The following is a 7,055-nucleotide window of genomic DNA, read 5'->3' as shown; positions in this document are numbered from 1 at the left end:
CACCGCTCGTCCCACCGCGCCCAACCGCAGGCCACCCACCGAACGCGATCGCAGAACCAGGAGCATTCCCGATGACCCAGAACTCAGGACACGACCCGCGCCGGGGATACGACCAGGGGGACCGGGAGCCGGGTCGCGATCGTCCCGCGTCCGACCAGGGCGGCTACGCGCAGCCCGGGTACGGCACCGGCGGCTACGACCAGGCCGGATACGACGACCGCGGCTACGCGCAGCCCGGACACGGCTACGACCAGGGTGGCTACGCACCGAACGATCGGGGCGCCTACGCGCCCGCCGATCAGGGCGGCTACCCGCCGGCCGCCGACTACGGTGACCCGCGCCATCCCGACGCCGGCGCACCCGCGTACGACCGTGGCCCCGGCTACGACCAGGGCGCCTACCGCACCGGTGGCGGCTACCAGCAGGGCGGCTACGGCCAGGCCGGTGGGTACGACCAGGCCGGCTACGACCAGGGGCCCGCGGGCAACGACCGCGGTTACCAGCAGGCCGACGCCGGGTACTACGCCGACGCCGACTACCGCGACGCGGGCTACCAGCAGGGCGGCTACGACCAGGGCGGGTACGCGCCCCGCGGCGGCAGTGCCTACCAGGGTGGCTACGACCAGGGTGCCTACGACCAGGGCAACTACCAGCCCGCCGGATACGAGCAGGGCTACGGTGCGGCCACCGCTGCGCCGACCTACGCCCCCACCGGTGTCACGCTGTGCCTCGAGGACGGCAGCAACCGCACCTTCTCGCTGCGCGACGGGTCGAACGTGATCGGCCGCGGCCAGGACGCACAGTTCCGCCTCCCCGACACCGGCGTCTCGCGCCGCCACGTCGAGATCCGCTGGGACGGGCAGGTCGCGCTGCTGCACGACCTGAACTCCACCAACGGCACCACCGTCAACGACGTCGCCGTGAGCAGCTGGGAACTCGCCGACGGCGACCACATCCGGGTGGGCCATTCCGACATCACCGTCCGCTTCCAGTGACGGCTGCGCCCTAGGCGCTGGTCGGACGCATCGCCCTCGGCAAGCGATGCCAACCTGACACATACAGATACCGATTCACTCGCACCCTGCCCATAGGATGTGAGTCCATGGTCGGTGCGCCGATGTCGCGGGTCGAGACATCGGGGCCGACCCGAAGTGTCCCCACGACGTCGCATCCGGAGGTGAACCGCTGTGCAGGGCATCGTGCTGCAACTGACCCGCATCGGGTTCCTCCTGCTGCTGTGGTTCTTCGTCTGGGCCGTTCTGCGCACGCTGCGGCATGACGTCTACGCCGCGACCGGTCAGCGACCCGTCCCGCGCTACGAGCGCAAGGGGCGGCGATCCGGTGGGGGTGGCGCCGCCCGACCGAAGGGCGCGGCGCGATACCTCGTGGTCACGCACGGAGCACTGGCGAACACGCGCATCACCCTGGGCACCCAGCCGGTGCTCATCGGTCGCGCCGCCGACTCGACGCTCGTGCTCACCGACGACTACGCCTCCGAACGGCACGCACGGATCTCGCGCCGCGGCGACGACTGGTACGTCGAGGACCTCGGCTCGACGAACGGCACCTATCTCGATCGCGGCAAGGTGACGACGGCGGTGAAGGTCCCCCTCGCCACGCCGGTGCGCATCGGCAAGACCGTGATCGAGTTGCGCCCGTGACCCTGGTGCTGCGCTACATCGCGCGGAGTGACCGCGGACTGGTCCGATCGAACAACGAGGACTCGGTCTACGCGGGCGCGCGCCTGCTCGCCCTGGCCGACGGCATGGGCGGCCACGCGGCCGGCGAGGTCGCCAGCCAACTCGTGATCGAGGCGCTCCAGCCCCTCGACGACGACGAGCCCGGCGGCGATCTCCTCGGCAAACTCGACGACGCGATCCGCAGCGGCAACGCCGCCATCGCCGACCAGGTCGCCCAGTCGCCCGAACTCGACGGGATGGGCACCACGCTCACCGCGATCCTGTTCGCCGGCAACCGCCTCGCCCTGTGCCACATCGGCGACTCCCGCGGCTACCTCCTGCGCGACGGCGACCTGAACCAGATCACCCGCGACGACACCTTCGTGCAGACGCTGGTCGAAGAGGGCCGCATCACCGCCGAGCAGGCCCACACCCATCCGCAGCGGTCGCTCATCATGCGCGCACTCACCGGGACCGAGGTCGAGCCGACGCTGACCATCCGCGAGGCGCGCGACGGTGACCGCTACCTGCTGTGCTCCGACGGCCTCTCCGATGTCGTCACCGAGGAGACCATCGCCGACACGTTGCGGTCGGTCGCCGATCACCGCGACTGCGCCGACCGCCTCATCGAGCTGGCGCTTCGCGGCGGCGGACCCGACAACGTGACCGTGGTGGTGGCCGACGTCGCCGATGTCGACTACGGCGACCACCGTCCGATCCGTGCCGGTGCCGCCGGTGACGACGATGAGGACTACACGCCCGACCCGACCACCGCGGCCGGTCGCGCGGCGGCCCTGCGCCCACCGCGCGAGGCCCCGGCCCGTCCGACCGTCGAGCCCGAGCCGGTCGCGACCCGACGCCCGCGTCGGCGGTGGCTGTTCGCCGCGGCCGCCATCACGCTCATCGTGCTCGTGATCGCCGGCGGCTTCGTCGCGCGGTCGGTGATCCGCTCGAACTACTACGTCGGCGAGAGCGACGGCAACGTGGTGCTCTTCCGCGGAATGCAGGGGTCGGTGCTCGGGTTCTCGCTGAACTCGGTGAGCCTGTCGGCCTGCGTGAGCGACCTGCGCGCGGAGACTCCGACGATCACCTTCGCCGACGCCGGCGACGCCTCCTCGTGCACGCGCCTGCCCGTTACCGACCTGTCGCAGCCCAGCCAGAACACGGTGCGCGCGAGCAAGCCCAGCGTGCCGCTCGACGAGGCGAAGCAGAACGTGTCGCTGCTGTCGTTGCTGCCCCTGTGCGGCACCTCCACCCTCGGCGGCAGCGCCGGTTCGTCGGCGGTCCCGACCACGACCGGCGCGCCCACCTCGGCACCCGCCTCCAACGTCCCGCCGCCTGCGACACCGACACCGACCGGCTCGCCCGCACCGGCGCCCGGCGCGCCGGTGAGCTCCGCCGCCCCGACCACCACGATCGACACGAGCACCGATCGTTTCGACGACAGCGGCCGCAAGGTCTGTCGGGGGCACTGATGTCATCCGAAGCCGTCACCCAGACCCCGACGTCGGGGCCCATCCGCCGACCCACCGGGCGCAACACCGAACTCATGCTGCTCGGTGCGGCCACGGTGGTGGTGTTCGCCGCGATGATCAACGTCGAGGCCGCCCAGGAGCAGCAGCTCACCATCGACCTGCTGAAGTACGCGGGCGCGTTCATCGGACTGTTCGGCTTCGCGCACCTCGTGATCCGCCGATATGCGCCCTACGCCGATCCGCTGATCCTTCCGCTGGTCGCGGTGATCAACGGGTTGGGTCTCGTGCTGATCCACCGCCTCGACCTCGGGTCGGGCCGCAACGGCGAGACGGCCGAGGCCACGAACGTGACCAACAACGCCGATCAGCAGGTGCTGTGGGCGGCGCTCGGGGTGGTCGCGTTCGCCGCGATCCTCATCTTCGTCCGCGACCACCGCACGCTGTCGCGCTACAGCTACATCCTCGGCCTCGGCGGTCTGATCTTCCTCGCGATCCCGGTGATCCTCCCGGCGTCGCTGTCGGAGATCAACGGCTCCAAGAACTGGATCCGCACACCGCTGTTCAACATCCAGCCCGGTGAGTTCTCGAAAATCCTGATCATCATCTTCACGGCGTCGCTGCTGGTGTCCAAGCGTGACCTCTTCACCACGGCGGGCAAGCACTTCCTCGGGATGGACCTGCCGCGCGCCCGCGACATGGGTCCGCTCCTCGCGGCATGGATCGTCACTATCGGAATCTTCGCGCTCGCCAACGATCTCGGCGGACCGCTGCTGATCTTCTCGACCATCCTCGCGCTGCTCTACGTCGCGACCGAACGTGCCGGATGGGTGATCATCGGCGTCGCCCTGTTCGCCGTCGGTGCGGTGCTCGCCTACGAGCTGTTCCCCCACCTGCAGGTGCGCGTCCAGGTGTGGCAGGACCCGTTCAGCGACTTCTACGGCACCGGGTACCAGGTCGGTCAGGGACTCTTCGGGCTCGCGACCGGCGGACTGTTCGGCACCGGTCTCGGCTCGGGCCGACCCAACATCGTGCCCTTCGCCAACACCGACTTCATCATCGCGACCATCGGCGAGGAACTCGGTCTCGTCGGTCTGGCCGGCATCCTCGGCCTCTATCTGATCCTGGTCGTCCGCGGCCTGCGCACCGGCATCACCGTCCGCGACAGCTTCGGCAAGCTCCTCGCGACAGGACTGTCGTTCTCGATGGCCGTGCAGCTGTTCGTCGTCGTCGGTGGCGTCACGAAGCTCATCCCGCTGACCGGTCTGACGACGCCGTTCATGTCCTACGGCGGGTCGTCGCTGCTGGCGAACTACGTTCTGGTGGCGTTGCTGATCCGGGTGTCGAACGCCGCGCGTGAACCCGACACCACGAAGAAGAAGCAGACCCCGGTGGCGCTCGCGCAGACCCAGGTGGTGAAGCGCGCGTGAACATCCCGATCCGTCGCGTCGTCATCGCCGTCATGGTGATGATCGTCGCCCTGCTGGCCAACGCGACCTATGTCCAGGTGTTCGAGGCCGACGATCTCAAGGCCGATCCGCGCAACCAGCGGGTGCTGCTCGACGAGTACTCGCGGCAGCGCGGCCAGATCACCGCCGGCCAGGAGGTCATCGCACAGTCGGTGCCCACCAACGACCGCCTCAAGTACCTGCGGGTGTACCCGGGCAAGTACGCGGCCGCGTTCGCACCGGTCACCGGCTTCTACTCATTCCAGTACGGCAGCGCGGGCATCGAGCAGAGCTACGACTCGCTGCTCAACGGCAACGACGACCGCCTGTTCGGTCAGCGGTTCCTCGACATGTTCTCCGGGCGGGACCCGCGCGGCGGCAACGTGGTCACCACGGTGGTCCCGCGTCTGCAGAAGGTGGCCTACGACGCCATGAACGCCGGGTGCTCGGGCGGCTGCCGCGGCTCGGTCGTCGCGATCGCACCCAGCACCGGCGCCATCCTCGCGATGGTCTCGACACCCTCGTACGACCCGAACAAGCTCACGAGCCACGACGCGACGGTCCGTGAGACCAGCTGGGACGCCTGGAATCCCGAGAACCCCAGCGAGACGGCGCAACCCATGCTCAACCGCGCCATCAACCATACCTATCCCCCGGGGTCGACCTTCAAGGTCGTCACCACCGCCGCGGCCCTGGCACAGGGCGTGAACCCCGACACCACCCGGCTCACCGCGAACAGCTCCATCACGCTGCCGAACACCGAGACGTCGCTGACCAACTACGCCGGCGAGACCTGCCCGGGATCCAGTGGCGGTCAGGTGACGCTGCGTCAGGCCTTCCAGTACTCGTGCAACACCGCGTTCGTGCAGCTGGCCACCGAGCGCCTCTCGAACCCCATCGCGACGGTGAAGTCGACCGCGAACCGTTTCGGTCTCGACGCCGACACCCCGGATGTGCCGATGTCGGTGTCGGATTCCACGACCGGTCCCATCGACGACCTCGCCGCCCTCGGGCAGAGCGCCATCGGGCAGCGTGACGTGCGGATGACGCCGCTGGAGAACGCGATGATCGCCGCGACGGTGGCCAACGGCGGTGTCCGGATGCAGCCCTACCTCGTCGACAAGCTGCAGGGTCCCGATCTCAAGACGCTGTACACGACGGCGCCGACCTCGATCAACGAGCCGATCTCGGCGACGACGGCGGCGACGCTGACGAGCCTGATGGTCGACTCCGAGCGCAACACCAGCGGGTCGGGTGGCCCGGTCACCATCGCCTCGAAGACCGGTACCGCCGAGCACTCGGCGACGTCGGAGGCCGCCGACACCCCCTACGCCTGGTACATCGCCTTCGGGCCGTCGAGCAACGCCCAGATCGCCGTCGCGGTCATCGTCGAGAACGGTGATCGCGGTGTGCAGTCGACCGGTGGTTCGTCGGCCGCACCCATCGGTCGGGCCGTGATCAACGCGATGGTGGGTGGCGCGCAATGAGTCTCTATGACAGGGGGACCCGATGAGTCTGCAGAGTGGAACCACCATCGCCGACCGCTACCGGCTGATGCGATTGATCGCCACCGGCGGCATGGGTCAGGTGTGGGAGGGTCTCGACACCCGTCTCGACCGCCGGGTGGCGGTGAAGGTGCTCAAGTCGGAGTTCTCCGACGACGCAGAGTTCCTGCGCCGCTTCCGGATCGAGGCCCAGACCACTGCGCGGCTGCACAACCCGGGCATCGCCAGCATCTTCGACTACGGCGAGACCCCTGACCGGTCGGGTGGCCCGGCGCTGGCGTACCTGGTGATGGAGCTCGTCAACGGTGAACCGCTCAACGCCGTGCTCGCGCGGATGGGTCGCCTGTCGCTGACCAACACCCTCGACATGCTCGAGCAGACCGGTCGGGCGCTGCAGGCCGCTCACGTCGCGGGTCTCGTGCACCGCGACGTGAAGCCGGGCAACATCCTCATCACGCCGACCGGTCAGGTGAAGATCACCGACTTCGGTATCGCGAAGGCCGTCGACGCGGCGCCGGTGACCCAGACCGGCATGGTGATGGGCACCGCGCAGTACATCTCGCCCGAGCAGGCCCTCGGTGAGGACGCGACGTCGTCGTCGGACGTCTACTCGCTGGGTGTCGTGGGCTACGAGGCGATCTCGGGCCGCCGGCCGTTCCTCGGCGACGGCGCGATCACCGTCGCGATGAAGCACATCCGCGAGACCGCTCCCCCGCTGCCGAGCGACCTGCCCGGCGGCATCCGGGAGCTCATCGCCATCACCATGGCGAAGGATCCCCAGCAGCGCTACGCCAACGGCGGTGAGTTCGCCGACGCCGTCGCCGCAGTGCGGGCCGGACGACGTCCGCCGCCGCCGCGCGCCGGTGCCGTGGTGGCCGCACCGCCTCCGCACACTCGCGAGATGTCGGCACCCATCCCGCGCCCCGCCGGTCGGCCGCCCCCCACCGCCAC

General features: G+C 69.6%; 6 protein-coding genes. All 6 read left to right on the top strand.

Going from position 1 to position 7,055, the window contains the following annotated elements; genetic code table 11:
* Positions 1-995: FHA domain-containing protein (locus tag TU34_RS00570; protein ID WP_045820904.1), on the top strand; the 995-nt coding region annotated here is incomplete at its 5' end.
* Positions 996-1,187: 192 nt separating this feature from the next.
* The gene (locus TU34_RS00565) at positions 1,188-1,661 is read left to right on the top strand and encodes an FHA domain-containing protein FhaB/FipA (RefSeq protein WP_045820902.1); all 474 of its coding nucleotides are present in this window, start codon (positions 1,188-1,190) and stop codon (positions 1,659-1,661) included.
* On the top strand, positions 1,658-3,154 hold the full coding sequence (locus TU34_RS00560; protein ID WP_045820901.1) for a protein phosphatase 2C domain-containing protein: 1,497 nt from the start codon (positions 1,658-1,660) through the stop codon (positions 3,152-3,154). Before TU34_RS00565 ends, TU34_RS00560 begins: the two co-directional genes overlap by 4 nt.
* Complete coding sequence (locus TU34_RS00555; RefSeq protein WP_045820900.1) at positions 3,154-4,581, top strand: FtsW/RodA/SpoVE family cell cycle protein; 1,428 nt, start codon at positions 3,154-3,156, stop codon at positions 4,579-4,581. Before TU34_RS00560 ends, TU34_RS00555 begins: the two co-directional genes overlap by 1 nt.
* Entirely contained in the window at positions 4,578-6,086 is a 1,509-nt protein-coding gene (locus TU34_RS00550) for a penicillin-binding transpeptidase domain-containing protein (protein ID WP_045820899.1), read from the top strand. The genes TU34_RS00555 and TU34_RS00550 overlap by 4 nt, the downstream gene beginning before the upstream one ends.
* Before the next feature lie 22 nt (positions 6,087-6,108).
* Positions 6,109-7,055, top strand: a 947-nt coding sequence (locus TU34_RS00545; protein ID WP_052688554.1) for a serine/threonine-protein kinase, incomplete at its 3' end; no start/stop codon positions are given.

It is taken from the genome of Williamsia herbipolensis (genome assembly GCF_000964005.1).
Classification (GTDB): domain Bacteria; phylum Actinomycetota; class Actinomycetes; order Mycobacteriales; family Mycobacteriaceae; genus Williamsia_A; species Williamsia_A herbipolensis.
Note: the sequence above shows the minus strand (reverse complement) of the source record. Positions and strands in the feature narration are given on the sequence as shown.

Bases quoted from the DNA above. Each gene is read 5' to 3' on its own strand.
- TU34_RS00555 (WP_045820900.1), top strand. From the start codon at position 3,154: ATGTCATCCGAAGCCGTCACCCAGACCCCGACGTCGGGGCCCATCCGC.